At 58.5% G+C, this 24238-nt stretch carries 18 protein-coding genes and 3 pseudogenes; 13 read left to right on the top strand and 8 right to left on the bottom strand.

Annotated elements, in window-relative coordinates; all coding sequences use genetic code 11:
- Positions 1–555 precede the first annotated feature (555 nt).
- The 3 genes from HHL24_RS41055 to HHL24_RS41045 form a co-directional block, all read right to left on the bottom strand.
- Positions 556–1074 (bottom strand): IclR family transcriptional regulator domain-containing protein, encoded by a 519-nt coding sequence (locus HHL24_RS41055; RefSeq protein WP_268966783.1) that lies wholly within the window; start codon positions 1072–1074, stop codon positions 556–558.
- A 61-nt stretch (positions 1075–1135) separates the two neighbouring features.
- Positions 1136–1855 carry an IS6 family transposase gene (locus tag HHL24_RS41050; protein WP_169490992.1) on the bottom strand — a complete coding sequence of 240 codons (720 nt, stop codon included), beginning with the start codon at positions 1853–1855 and terminating at the stop codon, positions 1136–1138.
- A gap of 877 nt (positions 1856–2732) precedes the next feature.
- Positions 2733–3308, bottom strand: coding sequence for a nuclear transport factor 2 family protein (locus HHL24_RS41045; protein ID WP_169490988.1), 576 nt, complete (start codon positions 3306–3308; stop codon positions 2733–2735).
- A gap of 128 nt (positions 3309–3436) precedes the next feature.
- Here HHL24_RS41045 and HHL24_RS41040 point away from each other — a divergent pair, with 128 nt between their 5' ends.
- Positions 3437–4339, top strand: coding sequence for a LysR substrate-binding domain-containing protein (locus HHL24_RS41040; protein WP_169490987.1), 903 nt, complete (start codon positions 3437–3439; stop codon positions 4337–4339).
- Positions 4340–4984: 645 nt separating this feature from the next.
- On the opposite strand, the pseudogene HHL24_RS41035 reads toward HHL24_RS41040, so the two are convergent.
- A pseudogene (locus HHL24_RS41035) lies at positions 4985–5788 on the bottom strand (methyl-accepting chemotaxis protein); the annotation flags it as partial.
- 1082 nt (positions 5789–6870) lie between these two features.
- Here HHL24_RS41035 and HHL24_RS41030 point away from each other — a divergent pair.
- On the top strand, positions 6871–7815 hold the full coding sequence (locus HHL24_RS41030) for a LysR family transcriptional regulator (RefSeq protein ID WP_169490986.1): 945 nt from the start codon (positions 6871–6873) through the stop codon (positions 7813–7815).
- 270 nt (positions 7816–8085) lie between these two features.
- Here HHL24_RS41030 and HHL24_RS41025 read toward each other — a convergent pair whose 3' ends face one another.
- From HHL24_RS41025 to HHL24_RS41015, 3 genes are all read right to left on the bottom strand, one after another.
- Entirely contained in the window at positions 8086–8382 is a 297-nt protein-coding gene (locus HHL24_RS41025) for a hypothetical protein (RefSeq protein ID WP_169490985.1), read from the bottom strand.
- Between the two features lie 549 nt (positions 8383–8931).
- Positions 8932–9780 (bottom strand): alpha/beta fold hydrolase, encoded by an 849-nt coding sequence (locus tag HHL24_RS41020; RefSeq protein ID WP_230417792.1) that lies wholly within the window; start codon positions 9778–9780, stop codon positions 8932–8934.
- Complete coding sequence (locus HHL24_RS41015) at positions 9773–10582, bottom strand: alpha/beta fold hydrolase (RefSeq protein ID WP_169490984.1); 810 nt, start codon at positions 10580–10582, stop codon at positions 9773–9775. The genes HHL24_RS41020 and HHL24_RS41015 overlap by 8 nt, the downstream gene beginning before the upstream one ends.
- 885 nt (positions 10583–11467) lie before the next feature.
- Between HHL24_RS41015 and HHL24_RS41010 the strand changes: the two genes are divergently transcribed.
- The 4 genes and pseudogenes from HHL24_RS41010 to HHL24_RS40995 form a co-directional block, all read left to right on the top strand.
- Positions 11468–12910 (top strand): MFS transporter, encoded by a 1443-nt coding sequence (locus tag HHL24_RS41010; RefSeq protein WP_169490983.1) that lies wholly within the window; start codon positions 11468–11470, stop codon positions 12908–12910.
- A gap of 299 nt (positions 12911–13209) precedes the next feature.
- Entirely contained in the window at positions 13210–14409 is a 1200-nt protein-coding gene (locus HHL24_RS41005; protein ID WP_169490982.1) for a porin, read from the top strand.
- Positions 14410–14584: 175 nt separating this feature from the next.
- Positions 14585–14842 (top strand): BON domain-containing protein, encoded by a 258-nt coding sequence (locus HHL24_RS41000; protein ID WP_169490981.1) that lies wholly within the window; start codon positions 14585–14587, stop codon positions 14840–14842.
- A 4-nt stretch (positions 14843–14846) separates the two neighbouring features.
- Positions 14847–14965: pseudogene (locus HHL24_RS40995) on the top strand (S-(hydroxymethyl)glutathione dehydrogenase); the annotation flags it as partial.
- On the opposite strand, the pseudogene HHL24_RS45250 reads toward HHL24_RS40995, so the two are convergent.
- Positions 14950–15089, bottom strand: a pseudogene (locus HHL24_RS45250) (methyl-accepting chemotaxis protein); the annotation flags it as partial. The pseudogenes HHL24_RS40995 and HHL24_RS45250 sit on opposite strands and share 16 nt — an antisense overlap.
- 144 nt (positions 15090–15233) lie before the next feature.
- On the opposite strand from HHL24_RS45250, the gene HHL24_RS40985 reads away from it, so the two are divergent.
- The 7 genes from HHL24_RS40985 to HHL24_RS40955 form a co-directional block, all read left to right on the top strand.
- Positions 15234–16109 carry an SDR family oxidoreductase gene (locus tag HHL24_RS40985; protein WP_169490980.1) on the top strand — a complete coding sequence of 292 codons (876 nt, stop codon included), beginning with the start codon at positions 15234–15236 and terminating at the stop codon, positions 16107–16109.
- A gap of 103 nt (positions 16110–16212) precedes the next feature.
- The gene (locus HHL24_RS40980) at positions 16213–17826 is read left to right on the top strand and encodes an FAD-dependent monooxygenase (RefSeq protein ID WP_169490979.1); all 1614 of its coding nucleotides are present in this window, start codon (positions 16213–16215) and stop codon (positions 17824–17826) included.
- Between the two features lie 526 nt (positions 17827–18352).
- The gene (mdeB, locus tag HHL24_RS40975; protein WP_169490978.1) at positions 18353–21040 is read left to right on the top strand and encodes an alpha-ketoglutarate dehydrogenase; all 2688 of its coding nucleotides are present in this window, start codon (positions 18353–18355) and stop codon (positions 21038–21040) included.
- 35 nt (positions 21041–21075) lie between these two features.
- Positions 21076–22434 (top strand): 2-oxo acid dehydrogenase subunit E2, encoded by a 1359-nt coding sequence (locus HHL24_RS40970; RefSeq protein WP_169490977.1) that lies wholly within the window; start codon positions 21076–21078, stop codon positions 22432–22434.
- A gap of 49 nt (positions 22435–22483) precedes the next feature.
- Entirely contained in the window at positions 22484–23065 is a 582-nt protein-coding gene (locus tag HHL24_RS40965) for a VOC family protein (protein ID WP_169490976.1), read from the top strand.
- A gap of 12 nt (positions 23066–23077) precedes the next feature.
- Positions 23078–23941 (top strand): fumarylacetoacetate hydrolase family protein, encoded by an 864-nt coding sequence (locus HHL24_RS40960; protein ID WP_169490975.1) that lies wholly within the window; start codon positions 23078–23080, stop codon positions 23939–23941.
- A 25-nt stretch (positions 23942–23966) separates the two neighbouring features.
- Positions 23967–24238 (top strand): nuclear transport factor 2 family protein (locus tag HHL24_RS40955; RefSeq protein WP_169490974.1); only part of this gene is annotated, 272 nt, incomplete at its 3' end.

The raw sequence follows: 24238 nt of genomic DNA, 5'->3' as shown, positions 1-24238 counted from the left end.
ATGCGCACCAGAACCTGTCGATATTCGAACACTTCAAATCTCCTGTTACTCAATCGGCTCTCCGGGCAAAAAGCCTGAAGGTACCGGGTTGCGGAAATTCGAAATGCGTTTCGGGCTGGCGCCCGACAGAACACTGAGCCCGCTACGTGGCTCGATTACGCCGATCCTGCGGTGGCTCCAATACGCCGATCATCGAGTGGCCCGATTGCGCCGATCATGCACTGGCTCGACTACGCCGATCATCTGGTGGCTCCATTACGCCGATCCCGGAATGGCTCCAATACGCCGATCCGTGACACGGGACCGCGATTAACATGTTTGTCCTAGGTTTGCCCCGTCTGTCCGTCGATACCGACGTGGTCACGTGTTCACATGAGCTTGGCCGCGACGAGGCTCTCGCCATCATCCATGACGAACTGGTTCGTGCCCGGTAGGCCAGCCAGACGCGTCACTGATTGTGCTCTACCATAGTTGTGACGCCTCGACGAGCACTGTCGGGAGAAGCCGCTGGAAAGCGGCGCTAGCCGCCTGCGATCGACCAGGCAGGCATGACCCCTACGGGGCCGAGATCGAATGGCAAATCCGCGCGCCGACGGCACGTAATCTGCCAATGATGGTCGGCATGTCCCGGCCATCAAAATCCCTATCCAACATGACGTAGCTAAGACTGCCGAGAACTTTCTTCGGCTTGCCGTCCTGGAGCAGCGGAACGGCGACGCCTGTGAGACCGCGGTCGACTTCACCGTGCGCGACAGCGTATCCATCCTTGCGTAGCTTTCGCAGATTGTCCGTGAATTCATCCCACGTTTCGCCCAATCCAGCGTCACGAATCTGCTCTGAATAATCCTGAAGCGTTGCTCGGAGTTGATACACCGGCAGATACGCGAGAATGATCTTGGATGTTGCGCCACGAAAAAGGGGCATCGGACGGCCCCTAACGTAGCTTGTCGGAACATTCGATTCGCCAAAACTCTGAGAATGAATGCACAGAACCTTGCGCCCGTACGACACTGAAAGCAGCGACACGCCGGGAGGCAGGCCATCGAGGCCAGGAATGAATCGCTGACCGGCCATTAACGGTTGTGTCGCGTTAAGGGCGATGAGACGATTAGGAACCTGAGATGAAGAGGATTGCTTATATAACGAGAGAATAGAATTGTTCGGCTGCAGTCGGGGCGGCGCCGTCGTCATACATCTGCCCCTTGCGGATCATGTGCGCGATCTCTATGCCAGACAGGATGATGCGAGCACAGCGGAAATCCTTGAATCCCATCATCGGTTTGATGATGCGTTTGATGGCACGGTGATCCTGCTCGACGACGTTGTTCAGGTATTTGTTTTGCCGAACCTTGATCGACGTTGAACGCTCGGCATTGAGCGCTTCAAGCGCAGCCAGATTCGCGCCGCTCTTGTCCACGGTAATTGTCTCGGGCTCGCCGTTCTGTTCAATCGCCTTCTCGAAGTAGCGGCGAGCAGCGGCCTTATCACGATGCGCACGCAGCAGGAAATCCACCGCATTGCCCGCCTTGTCGACGGCACGGTACAAATATTTCCATTGGCCTTTGACCTTGACGTAGGTCTCATCGACGCGCCAGCTCTTGCCGACAGGCCGTTTGCGTTTGCGGAATGCTTTTTCAAACACCGGAAGCAGCTTGATAACCCACCGGTGCACGCTGGAATGATCCACATCGATGCCCCGCTCAGCCATCATTTCCTCAAGGTTGCGTAGGCTCAGTGAGTACGCCACGTACCACCGGACGCACAGCAGGATCACGTCCAGCGGGTAGTGCAGCCGCTTCAGCACCTTGCTAATGCCAGCGGGCAGCGTCTTGCGCGGCGTCTTCGTCTTTGCCATCATGCTTGTCACGCGTTGTGGTCGACGAATTTTACTTGACCGCGTTAATGCGACAAAACCCACCTTCCGCGCTGGCTGCTCCACCTGCGCTTCGCGACCGGTCTCGGCCTAGGTGGTGCAATGCCCAACGCCACTACGTTGTCGTCAGAATTCAGTCCGTCTCGAGGTCGCGCGACGTTGGTCACCCTGATGTTTTGTGGGTTCACCGCTGGTTTGGCGTCTGGCGTGCGGTGGCGCGATTGCGTCGGTGCTGATCCCGGACTTCGGGTGACGCGGCGTCTTCGTATCTGGTGGACTGTTTCCACTGTGTCTCGCGCCGTGCGTATTGATCTGGTTGCCCGAGTCGCTGCACTTCATGGCCGGCAAACCGCGTCGAGCAATTGGACCGCAACGGCCGACACCGCGATCCCTCAAAGACCGACCGTAAAGGACCGCTTCTGGGCCGAACCCTGGCCTACGACCATCGACTCGGACCGAACGCAAGCCGGCCTGTCAGCCACATCAATTCGACACGCCTCTCGTTCCAGCAGGTGATTCAGTCTAGGTGATCACACGCGTTTTTACACGGCCTCAGCCGGTTTGTGCCTGTTGCGTGAGAGCGTAATGATGGCCGTTGGAGCGCTAATCGTGCCGGTTGATTCTGCTAGCGCGGTTTTCTACCGCAACGCGAACTCACCGCGTGACACGACAATAAGCGCCGGCATCGCATTCGATGCGAACCCCGAGTCGTATCTGGATGCCGCCGCGCAGGCGTCGCTGGCGCATCGGCGCCCGGACTACGGGCATCACTGCCGACCCACGCAACACGCTGAAGGCTCGCATCCTCCGCAGGCCTCGCCCAGAAAGCGCGAACGCGCCTGGCAGTTCGACCAGACTGTCACGCGGCAAGCCAGCGTTGTCCGTCCGCCTTCATTTTGCGCTCAAGCTCGCTGTTGCGAGTCGCGAATACACGCTCAACGGGAAAGCCGCCTTTTTCGAGAAGATACGCAAGCGCAGCGTATTCCCGCGGATATTTCGCTACCACTTCCCGGTCGATGTCCACTGGACCGCGCGGAAAAGTAAACGTCCCCATGTCATAAACACTTTGCCGTTTGACCAGTCTCCACACGCCATCGCGCTTTTCCACCAGATCGTAGAACCGGTTGTGTGTTTCGCAACCGAGATCCAGCCTAACGTTATCCGCGACGATCACCGCATTCGTTTCCACTATCGCCTTGCTGCCATTGAAGGTCACCACAGGCGTGCCAATCAGATGCTTGGTTCTGAGATCCGACGCGCCCATCTTGATGGATCCCGAGACGAAATCGGCAAACGGCCCTTCGAACCATGTCACCTCGATAACGCCGTCGGGATGAAAGAGCCCGCGTAACTGATCCCATTCACCGAGGTCGCGGTGCATCCAGCCTGTGATCAGGTCTGTAATCTGAATACGGTCTTCAACAAGGGTTTGCATGATGAGTTTTCCTTCCGTCGTTTGGGCGTAAAGCATGCGCGTTACGTCAAGAATCGTTCACAATGCATCCTTAATCAAATAGATTGAAGTTACAGATTGATCACAAAAACTGATAACCGAGGTTGACGATGGACTTACGCCATCTGCGCTACTTTCTGGCGGTCGCTGAAGAGGGCCATTTCGGGCGCGCCGCCAGCCGCCTGAACATCGTCCAGCCCGCGTTGAGCATGCAGATACGCGCGCTGGAGGAAGAGCTGGGTGGCCCGCTGTTCCTGCGCACCAGCCGCCGGGTTGAACTAACGGAAGCAGGCATGCTGCTGCGCGAAGAAGCGCGTCGCACACTGGACCAGGCGGAACACACGCGGATCACCGTACAACGGGCGATACGTGGTGAGACTGGCACCGTCCGGGTGGGCTTCGCGGGCAACGCGGTTTTCAGCGGCAAACTGATCGACGATTTGCGAGCGTTCCATCGCACGTATCCGGACGCAGAACTGAACGTACGAGAGCTGGCTCCCCAATTGCAGTCAAACGCCGTCGTCGCGGGTCAACTAGATATCGGCTACACACCCGATCCGGGCATTGCCCGTGATGACCACCTGATCTACGAGCCAATCGGCGCATGGCGAATCCTGGTCGCACTGCCGAGCGATCATGAACTGGTCAGCAAGAAACGCCTGACTGCCCGAATGTTGAGTATTACTCCCCTGATTGTCTACGCCGCGCAGGACGTTGACGAAAGCCTCGTCCATGCGTTACGCCAGGTGCTCGACAGGCCGCCGAAGGTAGCGTATCAAGCTGCCAGCACGCTGAGCGTACTGGCGCTCGTCGCGTCAGGTCTCGGCCTTGCCCTCGTGCCCGCACCGATTGCGCAGATAACGCTCCCGGGCGTGGTCTACAAGCCTCTTGATCTGCCTGGACTATCGATGGACCTCATGAGGATCAGTCGCGTGGATGAAAGTTCTGGGGCAGTACGCGCCTTTCTGACGTTAGCCCGCCAAAGCGATAAGCGCAGCGGGACCGGTGACTAAACGACAATTGGCGATGAGGTCATCGTCTACCGCCCGCCGTGGCCCAAGGGCGTTCTCACAGCGATTCGGTCGACATGCTGTTAACCCAATGCGGGCGGAAAGCCGATCTTCTGAGAAAGCGGTTGACCAACTGGCGGATGTCCGTCGACGCGTACACGCCAACACATGTGAAAGGCGGACGTGGATGCGGTAAAGACGTGGCTTTGGTGAAGAGGGAGCAAGCAATGGTTCGGCAAATACTAGCCCGATCCACGATCCCACCTACGTATTCTTATGCAACCCAAACACGCCGGCTTCGCGTTTCATCTGTATGGGGCTCATGCCCGGCCAGGAGTCCGCATGAACAGCGTCACCGTCCCGGGCGAGGACTTATGCGCAACGTCCTGTGGAGAGGTCAGTCCGGCGAGCATGCAGATGTCATGCCAACCGCAACTCCGGCCGCCCCGTCAGAACCAAGTGGATTCTGGCTAGGCATGGTAATGGGACGCCACCCGGGCCGTACACCTTCGACGAATTGTCCGCGCCTAGAGGCACGCACAGCCTATCTTGGCGCTTTAGGGCTAAAGGCTGCCGCATCCGCCCAAAGCTCAACTGCGGCACTTGCGTGCGTTCCGAATCGCCAAGTCCACCGGGCGGTGCCTGCGCTCAGACGTCGGCTGTCGACTGCTTTTCGCCGCTAATCCTGAACTCGGACAAAACCTTCCGGACCCGGTCCACCTGTTCACCCAGCGAATGCGCGGCCGCCGCAGCCTGCTCCACCAATGCTGCATTTTGCTGGGTGGCTTCGTCCATCTGCGTGACTGCTTGCGCAATCTGTTCAATCCCCCTCGTTTGCTGCTCCGATGCCAATGCTATTTCACCAGCGATGATCGCTACCTGATCGATGGCGGTCTTCACCTGTTCTATCGTCGCTCCAGCTTCCATGACCTGCGACGTCCCAAGCTGAACTGTCGATGTGGAGAGGTCAATAAGTGACTTGATGTCCTTCGCCGCCGCCGACGAGCGTTGCGCCAGATTGCGCACTTCGCTTGCAACCACGGCGAATCCCCGTCCTTGTTCACCGGCGCGCGCAGCCTCCACAGCCGCGTTGAGTGCAAGGATGTTCGTCTGAAACGCGATCGCCTCGATGATCCCCGTGATTTCCGCTATCTTGCCGGCCTCGTCACCGATCGTTTCTATCGTACGCACCACGGCCTGAACAGCGTCATTGCCGGTGTTGGCCATAGCGGCGGTTTGCGATGCCAACTGGCTGGCCCGCGCGGCATTGTCAGTGTTCTGCCTTATCGTCTCAGCAAGTTCAGTCATGCTGGCCGCCGTTTCTTCCAGCGACGCCGCTTGCCGCTCGGTACGCGACGAGAGATCCACGTTACCTGCGGCAATCTGTCGACTGGCCACGCTGACGTGCTCCGCTGAACTCCGGACGGCGACCACAACGCCCTCCAGGCGTTGCATGAACCGATCAAACCACGCCGCTCCTCTGCCGAATTGGTCCATGCGCGGCGCTTTCGAGCGACGTGTAAGATCGAGCGACTCCGAAAGATATCGGAAACTGCTTGCCTGACGCGCCGCGACATCGACCACAACGCTCTGCAGATTCCGATACCCGACTGTCAACACACCGAGGTTTCCCAACAGGCAGGCAGCAAGAGCCCACATTAAAGTCAAATCCAGTGCGCTTCGGCCTGCGAACGCAGCATGATTGAATAGCCACGCGAACCCAAATCCTTCAAGCAGCGTGAACGTCAGAGGCAATCCAAAACTAATCGCCAGCCTGAATCTGATTGTCGGGACGAACTTGCTCACCTGCACTCTCCTTGATACGTAATGCCGAAAATGGGCACCGCCAAATGCAACCCAGGTTGATAATTGTGCCGAGTACCGGCCCTATGCCGCGTGACGGCCTTCTGATGTGCACACTCGCACGGTGTACCTATTTATCGGCTCTTTATCGCGGCGATTGCGCCAGGGAATTCCTCAGTATGTCTAAATTAACTACACTATGCAAACGGCTTATACCCGTGTAGTCCGTATGAAATTTTTCCCGGAATTCGCCCTGCCACGCCGTGGCTTCTGCCCCTTCCGACCGCCGCGGGCTTGCACGGACTCATTTTTCGTAGATGGACGCCAATCCACCGCTCACTGGATTACCGTCCACGGCCAATCTCTGAATCCCCACTGTCCGCGATTCGGTAGCGTCCACAAACACTTTTCCACCATATGCAGGTCACGCATATCTACGGATACAGGCGCGTCTGGAATAGCGAATCAATACGAAAAGTGCCTCTGAACCTCCGTCTAGAAATCCAGAGGATGAATCTCTCCTTCGTACAGCGAGACAGCGAAATGATTCTGGTCACCGCAGCAAACGGCAACCAGGGAGAGCGTCTGTTGCCGAAACCGCGAGCATCCGCCACTGCGAGCATCGCGATGCTTTCCTGCCTCAAACAAGCTAAAAATCAGATTTCCTGCCTCCGATAACTATCGTTTATCATTAGTATTCCGCGCCGTCGTTCGCCAGCAGGATCAAGGATATGAAGCTCTATCAACTCCGCGCGCTCATCGTAGTTGCAGAATGCGGCAGCATGCACGAAGCCTCGCGCATACTACACATTTCTCAACCGGCCATCAGCAAGGCACTTTCGGATCTCGAAGCCGGTCTTGGCGCGCCGCTGCTAACTCGTTCCGCGAAAGGTGTACAGCTCACGCCTTTCGGACAAAGCCTGATCCGGCATGCACGCGCCATCGAACACGAAATTCGCCATGCTCGCGAGGACATCGAGACGTTGCTCGGGGCAGTCCGCGGAACACTGACGATAGGGGTCACCCCGGTAACTTCGGTTGGGCCGTTCGCCGACGTATTGCGTCGCTTTACCGAAGCCCATCCCGACGTCACAATCAATGTCTTGGAACTTCGCCCTATGCAGATCAGAGAGAGCTTGACCGAAGGATCGATCGATTTCGCGGTCATGTCTCGAATCGGCGAGCCCGACGCTTCACGCTTCTATTGGGAGCCGCTTTACACTACCAGCAATCATATTGCCGTGCGCAGCGATAACCCGTTACCCAGCGTAAACTCGCTGGCAGACCTGGTAGCCTCCAGGTGGCTGAGTCTCGACAGACCTGACGACGCAACGGGCGTGATCGGCACCCTGTTCGACGCGCAAGGCGTCGAACCGCCGACAAATGTATTGCGCTGCATGTCGACAGGGTTGTATGTGGAGCTCGCCACGACCACCAACCTGATAAGCGTTTGGGGCGCGCCGGCCTTCCAACTCCCCTACCTAGAAGGACGACTGAGGAAAATTGTGCTGCGCGAACCGATTCCCGATCTTGTTGTGGGCCTCGTCTGCCGGGATATCGAATTGGTGACAAAACTGTCGGCCACATTCATTGATATGATCCGCAGCGCCTGCAAATCGCTCTCAACACCCTATCGCCGGGGAGACAGTAGGGCAAAACGCCGCACGACAAAATGACTTCCCTCATCCAGTACGCCGGAGCACGAGTTCGTCGCTCCGCTTAGCGTGCCAGTCGGGATAGACGCGGATAAAGCAGACGAGCGTTGCCGCTTGCGATAAGCGCAAGGTCCAAGTCGTCGAAGCCACCCCATTGCCGCACGTCATTAATGGCACGGCGGATCGAATGCTCTGGCATGAACGAATGATCAGGCCCACATCAGAAGGTGCGATGCCGGCACCAGTTGCCGGATAGCATGCAACTGGGCCGAGGACGTGGCCGCGGTCAAGTCATCGCAAAACGAAGCAAATCTTTCGCGTATCTCGTCTTCGCTCAGTTACGCGCGGCCCTCGCCCGGACCGAAAACCTGGGCCGGTGTCTTCAACCGCGTGATCAGGTACGACAACGTGCTGCCGCCGTGAGTCGAAATCATCTTCATTCTCGAGAACCGCTTCTTCCTCCCGCTGGAGACTCATATTGGTCAGCACGCGAGTCGAGTCGGACTTGAACTCCAGCAACGACACATTAAGTCCAAGGTAAAGCGGGCACGAAGCCTTGGCCACCGTCGAGGAGATGAACAGCGTCATGCCACGCCTGTCCATCTCCTCGAACCACGGATCGAAAGTCGAATCGCCAAGATAAAAGTGGTTAACTCTGCTGGCCGTGAACACACCTCTCAAGAGGCAAAGTATCGAGCGCGTACGCAAGTTCGGTGAGAACGTCGTCGGGGCTTCCCTGCGGCAAGCTCGCGATCGCGCCAAAGCGGCCGGGATACGGCGAGAACAAGTTCGCGAGCCAATCGTTCATCCGCCTCGCCAGCTTGCGCATGCGTCACTTGCCGCAGCGACGTCAGGCAGAGATATCATTGCAGTGTCGACGCCATGCGTATCCATCAGATCAAGCGTTGCCTCGGCTGATCAGCACGGCTGAGGGCTTATCGGCGCATGCTCGCCGATCGCTACGATCGCATGCGAGTGCACATCAATAATTCCCTTAGAGCTTGTTTTCTGAGTGCATCTGTGTGGTCACAGTCACTGTAGACGTGAGTTACATGCGCAAGCGGCGATCGAGAAGATACTCAGCCAGGGAATATGTATCATCGAAGAGATTTCCGCCTGCAGCACTACCGCCGCAAATCACCTTGATGCCAGATGAAGTTTCAGAAAGGCGTCGAGCGCTTCGTTGAACTCCACCGGCGTTTCGAAGTACGCCGAGTGACCCGCATGTTCGAAAGTGTGAGTCTTCGCGCCGGGGATAAGACTGGCGGCATGGAAGTGGCTTTTCGGATGGAGAAAATCGTCGTGCACGCCACCCGCGATAACGGTAGGAACCTTGTAACCTTCAAGGTCTTTCGGGAACACCTTGATGCTCTCGTCCTGCATCGTGTGCGAGTTGAACGGAGGGTTCAGCGATTTGATCTGGCCGTACAGAAACGTCAGCTCCGGACGCTCCTGTACCGTCCTTCTATTCCACCCGATACTCGTGTTGCGTTTCGAGTTGTCGCCGAGATAGATGTCTTGCGCACGTGTAATCACGCTCCAGTTTTCTTCGGAATAAGCAGGCGTTGGAGAGCCATTGACGAACAGACAAGAAACGCGTTCAGGCGACTGAACGGCGAGGCTCAGACCAGCCCATGCGCCGAGTGACTGACATACGAATGCTGCGTCTGTCAAACCTTCGACATTCAAAATCGCCCGCATATCCTCGGCAAAATATCGCGGATGGACAAACTCCGGCGCGCAGTGGGAATTCTTGAAGCCGCGAAGATCGACAGTGATGACCTTATATCGAGCCGAGAAGTGAGGAACCTGCTGGAACCACGCCATGGAGTTTCCCCCGCCTCCATGGACGAATATCACCGGATAGCCGGTGCCGTGAGTTTCATAGTACAACCGGGCTTCACCGCTTTGGATCGTTGGCATATGCGTTATCTCTGAAGAATGTCTAAAATTTTCCTCTACACAGGCAGGATTCGAGTCAGACAACGTCTGCAGCGCTATGACGCGCATAAGGAACGTGACGCCGCAAGAACGCCTCGAGCGCCGCATTAAACTCAGTTGGCGTTTCGAAGTAGGCCGAGTGGCCTGCGTCAGCGAACGTATGGGTGGTCGCGCCAGGAATCAGGCTCGCTGCATGAAAATGACTTTCAGGATTCAAGAAATCGTCATGCAGGCCGCCGGCAATGACGGTTGGGATCTTGTAACCATCAAGATCCCCCGGGAATACTTTAATACTGTCGTCTTCCATCGTGCGCGAGTTGAATGGCGGGTTCAACGATTTGATCTGGCTATACAGGAACGTCAACTCGGGGCGCTGCTCGACAGTTTGCCGGTTCCATCCGATGCTGGTATTGCGCTTCGAATCGCCGCCCATATAGATGCTATTTGCGCGGTCGATCACACGCCAGTTCTGCTCCGAGTAGGCCGGAGTCGGCGAGCCGTTGACGAAAAGGCATGAAACGCGCTCAGGCGATCGAACAGCAAGGCGCAGGCCGGCCCACGCTCCCATCGACTGGCAAACCAGCGCGGCGCGGCTCAATCCTTCGGCGTCCATGATGGCGCGAACGTCGTCCGCGAAATAGCGCGGGTGAACAAATTCAGGGGCGCAGTGAGAATGTTTGAAGCCGCGAAGGTCGACTGTGATGACCCGATAGCTTTTGGAAAAAAAAGGCACCTGCTGAAACCACGCCATGGAGTTTCCCCCGCCACCGTGAAGGAAAATCACCGGGTACCCCGCTCCGTGGACCTCGTAGTACAGTTGTGCGTGATCGCGTTCTATGATCGGCATTTATGTTCTCCGTAAAAATTAAAACAGACCCGCCAGTTTGCAAAAATTCGAGCGACGTTGAGCATCTGTACGACCAACGACGACAGCCGTCCGAGCGACAAGCGCTCAATGACCAAGTGGGTTTCATCAGCGGCCGACAGATCGCGACCTTTGTGCCATCTCAGCATCCAGGCCGTGGTCAGACTCGGGCCGGATGTTTTCAAGCCATTAACAGAAGAATGGAGCACCTAATTTTTGGCTGCAAATCGTTTTTTCTGATCCCGATAAGCAAGTGTTATCGCTTTCACGGGGCGGCCCAACCTCCTCGCGCTTTATGTGCGAAAGGAACCATGCACAGAGTGATGGAAAGCTGATATTGGGCATACCACCCGCCGGTTCTGCGTGCGGACCGCGAACGGGTCATTCGGGAAAAGGGGTTGTCTTTGCAAAGGCCCGGGCGACGCCACGAGGGCATCACGCAAAGGCCTTCAAAAGTGGCGACCTTCATGGAGTCGTCATGATCTCCACACATGGCGTGTCGCGGGCGGCCGGGCGCCTTCAATTCGCGGCTGGTTGCGTTTGACTCCGACGCGGCTAGGGAAGTCGCGATTCTGTCGAGGTTGTAACGCCGCCCACACAACACAGCACAGCACAGCACAGCACAGCACAGCACAGCACAGCACACTATCAAGCCAGCGGGACCGCCGCCGGGGCATTCTAGATTGAGCAACTTAACGACCACCGTCTTGCCTTGAGTGATCTACCGAAGGCTCACGTCCCGGAGACGAGGTGGAGGCAAAGTTCTCCTAGGGGCATATTCCACAACGCGGGAGTCAGTGGACTTGAGATAACTAAAGCTGATCGCAATAAAAAAAATGTAATTGCGCGGAAAATTCGGCTACACCAATGTTCGGCTATGGATTGAGCGCGTTACTGCGGTTGGCGGGTCCAAGTTTGACAGATCAATTTGTTGACACGTACCGCAGCGACCAGAGCAGAAGATTGCCAATCATCACATCTTTGACGCTTACCGGAGACACCGAAGTGATATCTGCCCCTGCACGAGAACCTGCGATCTTAGTCTCTGCCACGGGAGAACCCGCCAACAAGACGCGCCTGATTCTTTCTACGGCACTGGGGAACGGGCTAGAGATTTTCGACTTTACAGTCTTTAGCTTTTTTGCTGGCTTTATAGGAAACGCCTTCTTTCCTGCGAAAGATCCATTTATATCCCTGCTGCTCGCGGTCGGCACCTTCGGCGCAGGTTTTCTTGCTCGCCCGATTGGCGCGGTCGTGATTGGTGGGTATGCCGATCGCGTTGGGCGACGTTCCGGGATGACGTTGAGTATTCTTTTGATGGCTGCAGGAACCGCCACGATCGCGCTATGCCCTCAATATAACCGTATAGGTATAGCTGCGCCCTTTATCGTGCTTGCCGGGCGGTTGTTGCAAGGGTTCGCCGCGGGCGGAGAGGTTGGTGCGGCGACAACGTATTTGATGGAGTCCGCAGCATGGAACAGGCGCGGATACATGGTGAGTTGGCAGATGGTGAGCCAGGGCGCGGCTGCAACCCTAGGCGCTGTATGCGGATTTTCGCTGTCAAGGTTCATGAATCCCGAATCACTCGCTGCATGGGGATGGCGAATCCCTTTCCTGCTTGGAACATTGATCGCGCCGGTAGGGTATTACATCAGGCGCCATTTGCCGGAGAGCGAACCCGCGGGTGGGACCGATCATCGCATTAAGATTGTTGCGTTGTTGACCGACTACCGCAAAAAATTGGTTACGGCGATTCTCGTGCTGATGAGTCAGTCCGTAACCATGTATGTTGTCGTCTTTTTTATGCCGAGCTATCTGACTCGAGTGATGCATTTCGCTCCTGCTTCGGGCTTTCTTGCGGCAACTGTTTCATCCATCACGCTAACCGTCGTTGCATTTATTGGCGGCCGACTCGTTGACCGCATGCCTTGTCGGAAGCCGCTAGTCATGTGCGCTACCTCCTTGAGCGCGGCCCTGTGTTTGCCAGCCTTTTTCATATTAACTCACGCCTGTAATCTTGGCGTAGTGATCGTGGTTGTCTTCCTCATGACCGCATGTCTAAGTTCAGGACTGGTCGCGACCTTACTTCTATTGATGGAAATGTTCCCCGCATCCGTGCGGGCGACGGGCTCGGCCACAGCGGTCGCCATCGCCGTCACGCTCTTCGGTGGAACGGCACAACTCGCAGTGACAGCTTTAATCGCGAAGACGGGGGACCCCATGTTTGCTGGATACTACGTGCTGATTTTTAATGCGATTTCTATCACGGTGCTTGCGTTTTATAGAGAGATCAAACCCGAGACAAAGTAAAAGGCGGCACTTCTAAAAATTAGTTCATAGGCATTGAACCGAAGTCCATCTTCGCAGACGAATGCAGCAAACGTCGTATAGAGAAAAAAGCCGTGCAAAGATATGGCAATTGAAAATAAAATTGCTTTTAAGTTTGATGAAAAAACCTCCCTGCCTAATTTGATTTGAGCGATCGACTCGCGATACCGGCCTACCTGACGTGGTTGGCCGGACGCAGCTTGCGCGGTTGCTTCAATTAATCGAGCCGGTGTTCGACTGAAAAAACAAAATTATTGATTATTAACGATGCGGAAGAAAACATGAAATACGTTAGAACGTTAAGTGCGGCGGGAGCTGTCATCTTGTCGAGTCATGCGTTGGCGCAGTCGTCGTCGTATGCAAGTGTCTTGGTGGCGTCCTTGCCGGAATTCAATGGCAGTATCCCCACCAACGGGATTTCGCTTTACGGTTCGGTCGACGAAGGAATTAATTATCAGACCGTTGGCGGCAAACACCTCTTCCAGCTTCAAAGCGGCGGCGAATGGACTTCCAAGTTCGGTATGTTCGGGCGAGAGGACCTTGGGGGCGGGCTGAAAGCAGAGTTCAATCTGGAGAGCGGCTTCAATGCGAGCAACGGTAACCTGCAAGCGAGTCAAACGCTGTTCAATCGGGAGGCGTGGGTTGGCCTGAATTCGACGGTTTTCGGTCAGGTCCGCCTCGGGAATCAAATCGGCGTTGGAACGCCGCTCTTCTTTGATCCATTTGGTGAGGTCGGCAGCAACTCTGTGGTCACGTGGCTCGGGTATGCAGGCGTACAAACCAAGTCAGGCGTAGGTTACAACACGGACCTGGGCCCTGGGGGGAGCCAGGTGGCGCCGCGGGTAGCAAATTCAATAACCTGGAACACGCCGCGTTATGCAGGTTTTAACGCCGAGTTTCTCTACGCGTTCAATGGTACGACGGGAGTATCGCCGCACGCCGCTAACCAAGGCGTGCTGATTTCGTGGGCCCGCGGTCCAGTATATCTCGCCGGTACGTACAATCAGGTCTGGAGCAGCCCCGTCGTCGTAAACGCGGGTCAAGCAGCCCAGACGATCCGGAACGACCTGTATAGCATAGGGGGGGTATACGATTGCGGTAGATTCGTATTAGACGCATACATCGGACAGTATAGCCCGCATCTAGCAGCTGATGGCATCGCCCGCGTCTATACGCTCGGAGGAATCTTGCCGTTGGGACGAAATGTCTTTCGTGCTTCGGTGGTTTACCGCGACACATCCGGCGTGCGGGACAGTGCAAATGCTCCCGCTAAGGATTCTGCCGTAGGTGTAATGCTCGGCTACGACTACACTTTGTCCAAGCGAACCGCGCTGTATGCAAGGGCTGGTTTTATTAGAAACTATGGCATTTCCACCGTTCTTCTAAATAACAATCCACTTCCCACAGAGCCCGGAACCACCGTTCCTTTGACCGGACAAACTCCAGTTACTGCATCGCTTGGCATTTATCACAATTTCTGAATAACGGGTATAAGCGCCCGTCGGATTTGATTTACGTCGGCCCACGACGACCAGGAGAAAAGCTATGCAGTTTTCAAAAGTTGCACAATGTGCCGTCATATTTTTTATATGCTCTCATTTGTATGCGCAGACGAGGGATCCCGGTCAAACCTCATCTTCGTCAAGTGCTAGTCCCATGGGTACGTCGAATGTGGACGATAAACAGCTTGCCAAAGATGTCCGTGCCGCGCTCAGACGGGGCAAACGTTCGGGCTACAGTTTCTCAAACATTCGCGTTCGGGCCAAGAGCGGTGTAGTCTCGTTGACTGGCGCCGTGCCCGCCCAGACCGACGTCGACGCCGCAACCAGGGTAACGCAGGCGGTACCGGGCGTCACGGCGGTTGACAATCGGATGACTGTGCATGTGCCGATGAATCGCTACGGCGGGCAGTGAGGTTGGCGGCGCAGACTCTTCATTCGAACGCATCGGAAACACGAAGGTGAAGCGTCAGGCGCTGGAATGCACCCATAAGGGCGGGGACAGTCGTTCATCATCGGCACAAGCGGATGCGCGGCTGTCGCAGCCTGCTCGACCAGTGCTGCATTTTGCTGGGTAGCTCGTCCATCTGCGTGACTGCTTGCGCAATCTGTTCAATCCCCCTCGTTTGCCGCCCCGATGCCAATGCCATTTCACCAGCGATGATCGCTTCCAGCCTATGCCGGGCACGCATATCTCCGGCTACAGGCGCATCTGGAATAGCGAATCAAAATAACGCAAAGTGTCCTTGATTCTCCAGCAAGCAACACAGAGGAAGAATCGATCCTTCGTACGGGGAGACAGCGAAATGATTCTGGTCACCGCAGCAAATGGCAACCAAGGCAAGCGCCTGTTGCCGAAACTGCGAGCATCCGGGGTGCCGGTGCGAGCGTGCGTTCGCTCCGAGGCATCAGCTCACGCACTACGGAAAGCAGGCGTCGCAGACGTGATCATCGGGGACATCATGGAGCCCGCAGTGCTCGCGAGAGCAATGCGCGGCGCGCAGAAGGTCTATCACGTTGGGCCTACAGCGCATCCGCAAGAGCGCGCGATGGGGATGGCGGTGATCGATGCGGCGCGGGCTGAAGGCGTCGAGCATTTCGTATTCAGTTCCGTGCTGCACTCAATCACAACCGATCTAGTCCAGCATGAGATCAAACGGGACGTAGAGGAACACCTGCTGTCGTCCGGGCTTGCCTTCACCATCCTGCAGCCGTCGAATTACATGCTCCCCCTGAAGCTGCAACCGGTCTTCAAAGAGGGCATCTTCAGGCTGTCGTGGTCGCTTGACCGGCTGCAATCGCTCGTGGACCTTGGCGATGTCACCGACGTCGCAGCCATGGTGCTGGCGAACTCCGACGCACATGTATACGCGACGTACGAACTCGTGGGAACAGGTCGATTCACCGCGCACCACCTAAGTCGCATGATTTCAAACGTGCTCGACCGCCCGATCCGGGTAGAAGAGATCGATGCCGACACCTATCTCGATGCGTGGTTTGGCGACGCCGATCGCAGCCAGCTCAAGCATCAGGCATGCGTTCTTCGCGCTATCAGTGCGCGCTACAGCAGTCACGACTTCCTCGGCAACCCTAACGTATTGACGTGGCTGCTTGGTCGAAAACCGACCAGTTTCGAGGAGTTCGTGCGCGCTGAATACACAACCTTTATGTCACGCAATTAGTGCGGCGTGCCATCGCAGTTACCGGGTTGCCGGTTTGACCGCCAACGCCCGCGAAACCACTAACAACGACAAATACTTTTTCCAGCGACGCCTGGGAGACATCATGCAAACGGAAGTACTGATTATCGGCTCGGGTCCAACCGGGCTCAGCCTTGCCATCGAATTGGGCAGCCGATCTATTCCCTGCGTCGTCATTGAACGCAACGAACGCGTCGGCTACGCGCCCCGCGCCAAAACCACGAATGTGCGTACCCGCGAGCACTTGCGCCGCTGGGGCATTGCAGAGAAGCTCGCGGAGGCATCGCCTCTCGGACTGGACTATCCGTCGACCATCAAGTTCGTCACGCGGCTGAACGGCTATGCGCTCGCCAGCTTTGAGAATGGCCTCGACTGCAGTCCGGAAAAAAATGCTTTCTACTCCGAACACGCGCAGTGGATTCCCCAATATACGCTGGAGGAAGTGCTCCGCTTACACGCACAGTCGCTGCCATGCGTCCAGATTCGCTTCATGACAGAGCTGGACAGCTTCGTGCAGGACAACAACGGCGTAAAAGCGACTGTCAGGAATCTGGCGAGCGGAACCGTGGAAACGATCGATAGCCGATACCTGGTCGGTGCGGATGGCGCGCGAAGTACGGTGCGCGACGCGATCGGCGCCAAGATGGAAGGCAAGTATGGCCTTTCGCGCAACTACAACGTTGTATTCCGCGCACCGGGCCTGGCTCAGGCTCATGCGCACGGCCAGGCCATCATGTACTGGCAGGTGAATGGCGAAGTGCCGAGCCTGATCGGCCCAATGGATACGGGCGACCGCTGGTTCTTCATGCCGACGAATGTCGCGCCCGATCTGAAGCTCACTCACGACGAGGCTGCGGCGCTCATCCGCAAGGCGACCGGCATCGACTTGCCGTACGAGATTCTTAGCTCTGACGAGTGGGTCGCTAGCCGGCTAATCGCGGACAAGTACCGCGACCGTCGAGTCTTTCTGGCCGGCGACGCGTGCCACCTGCATCCGCCGATGGGCGGCTACGGCATGAATATGGGCGTCGCCGACGGCGTGGACTTGGGGTGGAAACTGGCGGCAACTGTGCAAGGCTGGGGTGGCGAACGGCTACTCGGCAGCTACGAGGCGGAGCGGCGACCCGTGCACAACTTTGTGATGGACGAAGCCGTCGCGAACCACGCTGTGCTCGGCGCCCAACTTTTTCAGGCGGGAATTGAAAACGCCGATGAAGACGGCGAACGCATCCGTGCGTGTGCCACTGAACAGATTCAACGACAAAAGGCCCGCGAGTTCAAGAACCTCGGCGTCGTGCTCGGCTACCGCTACCATGATTCGGCCGTAATCGTTTCGGACGGCTCGCCCGAGGCGCCGTACGATTCGACGGCGTTCACGCCGTGCGCTCGCCCCGGCTGCATTGCGCCACACGCATGGCTCGACGATGACCGCTCGTTGTATGACACGTTCGGTACCGGCTTCACGTTGCTCGTGGCCGGCAGTCCCGATAACAACGACAGCGCCGCACTTGAACGGGCGACGCGCGAAGCCGCCGAGGCAAGCGTGCCGCTGACGATATCGGCACCAGCACACAAAGGCCTCGACGAGCTATACGAAGCGCGTTTTGCGTTGATTCGGCCCGATCAGCACGTAGCGTGGCGCGGTGATACCTGGCCTGACGACGGTGTCAGCGTGTTCAGACGCGTTTCGGGACAGTGACGGCAGAAAACCCTCCGAGCCTGAGAACATGACGGCGTGTCGCGGCATGCCAGCGTGTATCGGCGCCGTCGACGAGGCGCAGCGCCGCCAGCAGACCCTGCCCTGGCCGGCGAACCTCATGAGCGAGCCCGCTCGCCAGCGTCGCGATCTCGTGGTTCGCCCGGGCGTATGGCTAGATCTGAACGACCCACACGCCCGTGCCCCGGGCCCACCCTCTGCACTGCATCACCCGGATACATCGCGTTCGGTATGGAATGCGTGCTGCGCGCCTCGCGCCGCGCCAAGCGGCAGGTCGTAGCCGGAATGGACCGGCCAGATATGCAGTCGATGCATAGCCCCCGCCAATGGCGCATCTGGGAACCTGCGCCGAACTGGCGCAAAGTTGCAGAGAGCCATCGCGGATAAAGCGAGCCTTGAGTTCAAGCCTGCAAATCGCCCGGTGCCATCTAGCGAACGCACCGGCCGAGTTTAGCAGTAGGGCCACTCACCAATGCGGGCCAACCTCCATGTAGCGAGAATCGATCGAATGAAAGCCGAACCTGCCGAATTGCTCAATAGCGCTGCCGCGCCGCTGCCGAACTCCACTACCGCCGACATCGATCACCAGGAGACCACTGAATGGCTGGATGCGCTGGAAGGCGTGGCGCGTGTTGCGGGCGTAGACCGCGTCACGTTCCTGCTGCAACGCCTCGCCGAACACGCGAGCCACCTCGGTATGTCACCGGCCGCGCATCCGTATTCGCTGTACCAGAACACCATCGCACTCGAAGACCAGCCGGCCTATCCGGGCGACCTCGCGATGGAAGAGCGCATCACGTCGATCATCCGCTGGAACGCGCTGGCCATGGTCGCGAAGGCCAACAAGGCGTATGGCGAACTGGGCGGGCACATCGCGAGCTATGCGTCGGCCGCCGAGATCTTCGAGGTGGGCTTCAACCACTTCTTTCACGCCGATAGCGAGTCCGCCAGAGGCGACCTGGTCTACTTCCAGCCGCACTCGGCGCCCGGCGTCTATGCGCGCGCCTTTCTCGAAGGGCGACTCGACGAGGAACAGTTGAACCGCTACCGCCAGGAAGTCGACGGCGGCGGACTGTGCTCGTATCCGCATCCGTGGCTGATGCCAGAGTTCTGGCAGTTCCCGACCGGCTCAATGGGCATCGGGCCGATCAGCTCGATCTACCAGGCGCGCTTTCTGCGCTACCTCGAACATCGCGGCATTGCTGACACCAGCAAGCGTCGCGTGTGGGGCGTGTTCGGCGACGGCGAGATGGACGAGCCGGAGTCGATCGCGGCGCTTTCGCTCGCTGCGCGTGAGAAGCTCGACAACCTCACCTTTGTGATCAACTGCAACCTGCAGCGTCTCGACGGACCGGTGCGCGGCAACGGCCAGATCATTCAGGAACTCGAGTCGACCTTCACCGGCGCCGGGTGGAATGTGATCAAGGTGGTCTGGGGCTCGGACTGGGACGCGCTCTTTGCCCGGGATCAGAACCATGTGCTGTTGCGTCGTTTCGCCGAAACGGTGGACGGCCAGTATCAGACTCTGGGCGCGAATGACGGTGCCTATAACCGCGCTCACTTCTTCGATCTCGATCCGGAGCTGCAGGCATTGGTCTCCCATATGTCTCCCGCCGAGATCGATGGATTGCGCCGCGGCGGTCACGATTTCCGCAAGCTGTATGCGGCGTTCGACGCGGCATCGAAGCATCGCGGCCAGCCGACCGTGATCCTCGCCAAGACCAAGAAGGGTTTTGGCATGGGCCACGCGGGCGAATCGCGCAACACCTCCCACCAGCAGAAGAAGCTCGACGTGGACGCGCTCAAGGCGTTCCGTGACCGCTTCGCGCTGCCGCTGGACGACGAGGCAATAGCCGAGATGCGCCTCTATAGACCCGCCGACGACAGCCCGGAGCAACGCTATCTGCACGCACGCCGCGCGGCGCTGAACGGCTATATGCCGAAGCGCACCACACGTGCGCCGTCCATGACGGTGCCGCCGCTGGCCAGCTACGCAAAGTTCGCGCTGGAGCCCGACGCCCGCGAGATCTCGACCACCACCGCGATCGTGCGTCTGTTCACCAATCTGCTGAAGGACAAGGAACTCGGCCCGCGCATCGTGCCGATCGTCGCGGACGAGGCGCGTACCTTCGGCATGGCGAATCTGTTCAGGCAGGTCGGCATCTATTCACCGCTGGGACAGTTGTACGAGCCGGAAGACGCGGGCTCGATGCTGTACTACAAGGAATCGAAGGATGGCCAGTTGCTGGAGGAAGGTATCACCGAGGCCGGCGCGATATCGTCCTGGGTCGCGGCCGCCACCTCCTACAGCGTGAACGGCGTGGCCATGCTGCCGTTCTATATCTACTACTCGATGTTTGGCTTCCAGCGTGTGGGCGATCTGATCTGGGCCGCAGCGGATCAACGTGCACGCGGCTTCCTGATCGGTGCGACCGCCGGGCGCACGACGCTCTCCGGCGAAGGTCTGCAGCATCAGGACGGCACGAGCCACCTGATCGCCTCGACCGTGCCCAACTGCCGGGCCTATGACCCGGCGTTTTCCAGCGAAGTGGCGGTGATCGTCGATCACGGCAGCCGCCGCATGCTCGAAGACCAGCACGACGAGTTCTACTACCTGACAGTCACCAACGAGAACTACGCGCAGGCGCCGCTCGACGACGATGCGCACGCGGACGTGATCAAGGGCATGCGGCGTTTCGGTATGCGTGGGCGGGAAGGCGCGACACCGGCCGTACGCCTGCTCGGCTCAGGCGCGATCCTGCGCGAAGTCATCGCCGCCGCGGACCTGCTGGCAGCCGACTGGGACATCACCTCGGAGATCTGGAGTGTGACCAGCTTCTCGGAACTGGCGCGCGATGCACGCGGCATCGAACGCGATGCGATGTTCGGTGCGAGCAAGGCAGCACAAAGCCACGTGGCACGCTGTCTGCCGGGAGACGCGCCGGTGGTTGCCGCCAGCGATTACGTGCGCGCCTATCCGCAACTGATCGCCTCGTATGTCGACGCGCCCTATATCGCGCTCGGCACGGACGGTTTCGGGCGCAGCGATACGCGCCCGGCGCTGCGACGCTTCTTCGAAGTGGACCGGTACCACATTGCGCTGGCGGCGCTGTCGACGCTTGATCGGGCGAAACATGCTCAGGCGCTGCAGCGCTACGACATCGAGATCGGGCCGGACGCGCCGTGGAACCGCTAGTTCACTGAACCGCCGCACTATAAAAAGGATCGGAAATGCAGCAGTTAAGGGTCCCTGACATTGGAGACTACAAGAACATCCCTGTGATCGAGGTGCTGATCCAGGCGGGCGACGTCGTCGACGTGGAGCAGTCGCTGATTACGCTCGAATCGGACAAGGCAACGATGGATGTGCCGAGCACCTCGGCGGGCACCATCCGCGAGGTGCTGCTTAAACCCGGTGATGTGGTATCGATGGGCAGTGTGATTGCGCATATTGACTTTGCCGACGCGGCGGTGCCCCCAGCAGCAGCGCCCGCGGTCGAAGTTAAACGCGCGATCGAAGACACCTCCGCCGAGATCGCATCCCGTTCCGACCTCAAGCTTCAGATGTCGTTGGCTGAGGCGAATGCTGCGACGGCAACGTTGGCTGCCAGCTCGCAGTCAACCGCGGCTGCCGTGCAGCCTGATCCGGTTGCGCACACGGGCCCGGAGCGGTCCATCAATGTTGCGGCTGGTCCCTCGGTGCGCAAACTCGCGCGCGAACTCGGTGTTGCACTTGCGGACGTGAAGCCGGGCGGCTGCAATGGACGTGTGCTGCGCGAGGATGTGCTCGCTCACGTCAAGACCATGCTGGCCACGCCGTCTCCCACTGTTGTGCCAGCCGCTGCAGGTAGTGGCGGCCTCGATCTGCTGCCCTGGCCCGAGGTCGATTTCAGCAAATTCGGGCCCATCGAGCGCACGCCGCTCCCGCGCATCAAACGCATCTCCGGTGCCAACCTGCATCGCAACTGGGTGCGCATTCCGCACGTTACCAATTTCGATGAAGCCGATATTACGGATCTCGAAGCATTGCGCGTCACGCTCAATCGTGAGGCGCGTGAAGGCACGGCCAAGGTCACGCTGCTCGCGTTCCTGATCAAGGCCTGTGTGAGCGCGCTGCAACGCTTCCCGCAGTTCAACGTGAGCCTCGACGGCCAGGACGTGGTGCAGAAACGCTACTTCCACATGGGTTTCGCTGCCGATACGCCCAACGGCCTCGTCGTGCCGGTGATCCGGGATGCGGATCTCAAGGGCGTTGCGGTGATCGCTGCCGAGATGGCGGAGCTCGCGCACACGGCGCGCGCCGGCAAGCTCGGTGCCGCCCAGATGCAGGGCGGCTCGATGTCGATCTCGTCGCTCGGCGGCATTGGCGGCACGCATTTCACGCCGATCATCAACGCACCCGAAGTCGCGATTCTCGGCGTGGGCAAGGCTGCGACAAAGCCGGTGTGGAACGGCTCGGCATTCGAGCCACGCCTGATATTGCCGCTGTCGCTGTCGTGGGACCACCGCGCACTCGACGGTGCAGAGGCTGGCCGGTTTCTGGCTTACCTGGCCACGTTGCTGGCCGACTTCCGCCGCGTGCTGCTTTGACGCGGCCTCACCTGGGCTTACCAGGGATTCCAAACGAAGGAGACATAGCATGAGTACAACGCAAGCATCGCAAGCGCAGGTCTCAGGCACCGCAGAGCGTGTCGTGCCGTTCAAGATGGCGCATCTCGTCTACCGTTGCCGCCAGCGCGAAGAGACGGTGGCCTGGTATCTGCAACTGTTCCAGGCGCATGTCGTATTCAGCGACGACGTGCTGACCTTCATCACCTACGACGACGAACATCACCGCCTCGCGTTCTTCAACATGCCGGACATTCCGCCCAAGGGCGAGGACATCGCGGGCGTGCATCACGTCGCGTACAGCTTCCGCAACATCGGCGAACTGCTCCATACCTACGCGCGACTCAAGAAGGTCGGCATCCTGCCCTACTGGTGTATCAATCACGGCCCGACCACATCGCTCTACTTCCGTGACCCCGAGGGCAATGACGTCGAATTCCAGTCGGATAACGGCGACGATCCGGGCGCGTACTTCCATTCGGAAGACTTCGCGAAGAACCCGATCGGCGTCGAATTCGATCCCGACGAGCTCGTTCTGATGTGGGAAGCAGGTGCGAGCGATGCCGAACTGAGCAAGGTCGGCACGGCCGCAACCGGCAAATCCACTTTCTAAAAGAGCATCCGGATGAAACTCGTTACATTCAGTCTGCCGGATGGCAGCCCGGAGACCGGTATCGTTGTCGATGGCGGCGTCGTGCAGATCTCGAAACACATCGCCGAGGCACCCGCCGGCATGATCGGGCTGATCGACGCCTGGCCGGCATTCAGCGATCGCCTGCATGCGCTGATGAGGAACGGACACGCCGATCATGCGCTCGACGTGGTTACGCTGCTCGCGCCCGTGCCGCGTCCGTCGAAGATCCTCGGCATTGGCCTCAACTATGCGGACCATCTTGCCGAGTCCGGCATGGACAAGCCCGCCGATCAGTTGTGGTTCGCCAAGATGCCGACCTCCGCCACGGGCCCCTTCGCACCGGTCGAACTGCCCCGTGTCTCGGAGCAGCTCGACTACGAGGCCGAACTCGCGTTCGTGATCGGCAAACGCTGCCGGCACGTGTCGCGTGATCGCGCGCATGAGGTGATCTTTGGGTATTGCGCGGCCAACGACGTAAGCGTGCGCGACTGGCAGGTCCGCACTTCGCAGTTCATGCTCGGCAAGTCGTTCGACACCCATGCACCGTTCGGACCGTGGATCGTCACGTCCGATGAAATCGGCGATCCGCACACGCTCGGCATCCGCTGCTTCGTGAACGGCGAGAAGCGGCAGGATTCAAACACGCGTGAACTCATCTTCAACTGCTTCGAGCAGGTCGAACATCTTTCGAAAGTGATGACGCTTGAGCCGGGCGATCTGATCCTGTCCGGCACACCGGGCGGCGTCGGCGTGGGCAGCAAGCCGCCGCGCTGGTTGCGTGCGGGCGATCGCGTCAGGGTGGAAATCGACGGTATCGGCACAATCGAGAACATCGTGCGTGCTGAAGCTGGCTGAACCTACAACCGCAGCGGAGACAGGAATGAACGAAGCAGAAGTCCAGCGGGAAATCGTCCGGCTGGAGCAGGCGCGCTGTCGTGCGCTCGTGGAAGCAGATATCGATTCACTACAGAAGCTCGTATCCGACGACGTGGTCCACGTGCACGCGAACGGAAAAACGGACGACAGACACGCCTATCTGGCGATGGTCGATGGCCAGATCCGGTTTCTCGAAGCCAACCGCGAGGCACTCGACGTGCGGGTCTACGGTGACACCGCGATCGCGACCGGACGGCTCGATCAGGTGATCGAAAT

It is taken from the genome of Paraburkholderia polaris (assembly GCF_012927345.1).
Taxonomy (GTDB): Bacteria; Pseudomonadota; Gammaproteobacteria; order Burkholderiales; family Burkholderiaceae; genus Paraburkholderia; species Paraburkholderia polaris.
This window is presented reverse-complemented; position numbering and strand designations above follow the sequence as displayed.

What these genes read in the sequence shown, in the direction of transcription:
- HHL24_RS40985 (WP_169490980.1), top strand. Translation starts at nt 15,234, where the DNA reads ATGATTCTGGTCACCGCAGCAAATGGCAACCAAGGCAAGCGCCTGTTG.
- HHL24_RS41005 (WP_169490982.1), top strand. Translation starts at nt 13,210, where the DNA reads ATGAAATACGTTAGAACGTTAAGTGCGGCGGGAGCTGTCATCTTGTCG.
- HHL24_RS41045 (WP_169490988.1), bottom strand. Translation starts at nt 3,308, where the DNA reads ATGCAAACCCTTGTTGAAGACCGTATTCAGATTACAGACCTGATCACA.
- HHL24_RS41040 (WP_169490987.1), top strand. Translation starts at nt 3,437, where the DNA reads ATGGACTTACGCCATCTGCGCTACTTTCTGGCGGTCGCTGAAGAGGGC.
- HHL24_RS40980 (WP_169490979.1), top strand. Translation starts at nt 16,213, where the DNA reads ATGCAAACGGAAGTACTGATTATCGGCTCGGGTCCAACCGGGCTCAGC.
- HHL24_RS41050 (WP_169490992.1), bottom strand. Translation starts at nt 1,855, where the DNA reads ATGGCAAAGACGAAGACGCCGCGCAAGACGCTGCCCGCTGGCATTAGC.
- HHL24_RS41025 (WP_169490985.1), bottom strand. Translation starts at nt 8,382, where the DNA reads ATGACGCTGTTCATCTCCTCGACGGTGGCCAAGGCTTCGTGCCCGCTT.
- HHL24_RS41010 (WP_169490983.1), top strand. Translation starts at nt 11,468, where the DNA reads ATGTTCGGCTATGGATTGAGCGCGTTACTGCGGTTGGCGGGTCCAAGT.
- HHL24_RS40960 (WP_169490975.1), top strand. Translation starts at nt 23,078, where the DNA reads ATGAAACTCGTTACATTCAGTCTGCCGGATGGCAGCCCGGAGACCGGT.
- HHL24_RS41055 (WP_268966783.1), bottom strand. Translation starts at nt 1,074, where the DNA reads ATGGCCGGTCAGCGATTCATTCCTGGCCTCGATGGCCTGCCTCCCGGC.
- HHL24_RS40970 (WP_169490977.1), top strand. Translation starts at nt 21,076, where the DNA reads ATGCAGCAGTTAAGGGTCCCTGACATTGGAGACTACAAGAACATCCCT.
- HHL24_RS41030 (WP_169490986.1), top strand. Translation starts at nt 6,871, where the DNA reads ATGAAGCTCTATCAACTCCGCGCGCTCATCGTAGTTGCAGAATGCGGC.
- HHL24_RS41015 (WP_169490984.1), bottom strand. Translation starts at nt 10,582, where the DNA reads ATGCCGATCATAGAACGCGATCACGCACAACTGTACTACGAGGTCCAC.
- HHL24_RS40965 (WP_169490976.1), top strand. Translation starts at nt 22,484, where the DNA reads ATGAGTACAACGCAAGCATCGCAAGCGCAGGTCTCAGGCACCGCAGAG.
- mdeB (WP_169490978.1), top strand. Translation starts at nt 18,353, where the DNA reads ATGAAAGCCGAACCTGCCGAATTGCTCAATAGCGCTGCCGCGCCGCTG.
- HHL24_RS41000 (WP_169490981.1), top strand. Translation starts at nt 14,585, where the DNA reads ATGGGTACGTCGAATGTGGACGATAAACAGCTTGCCAAAGATGTCCGT.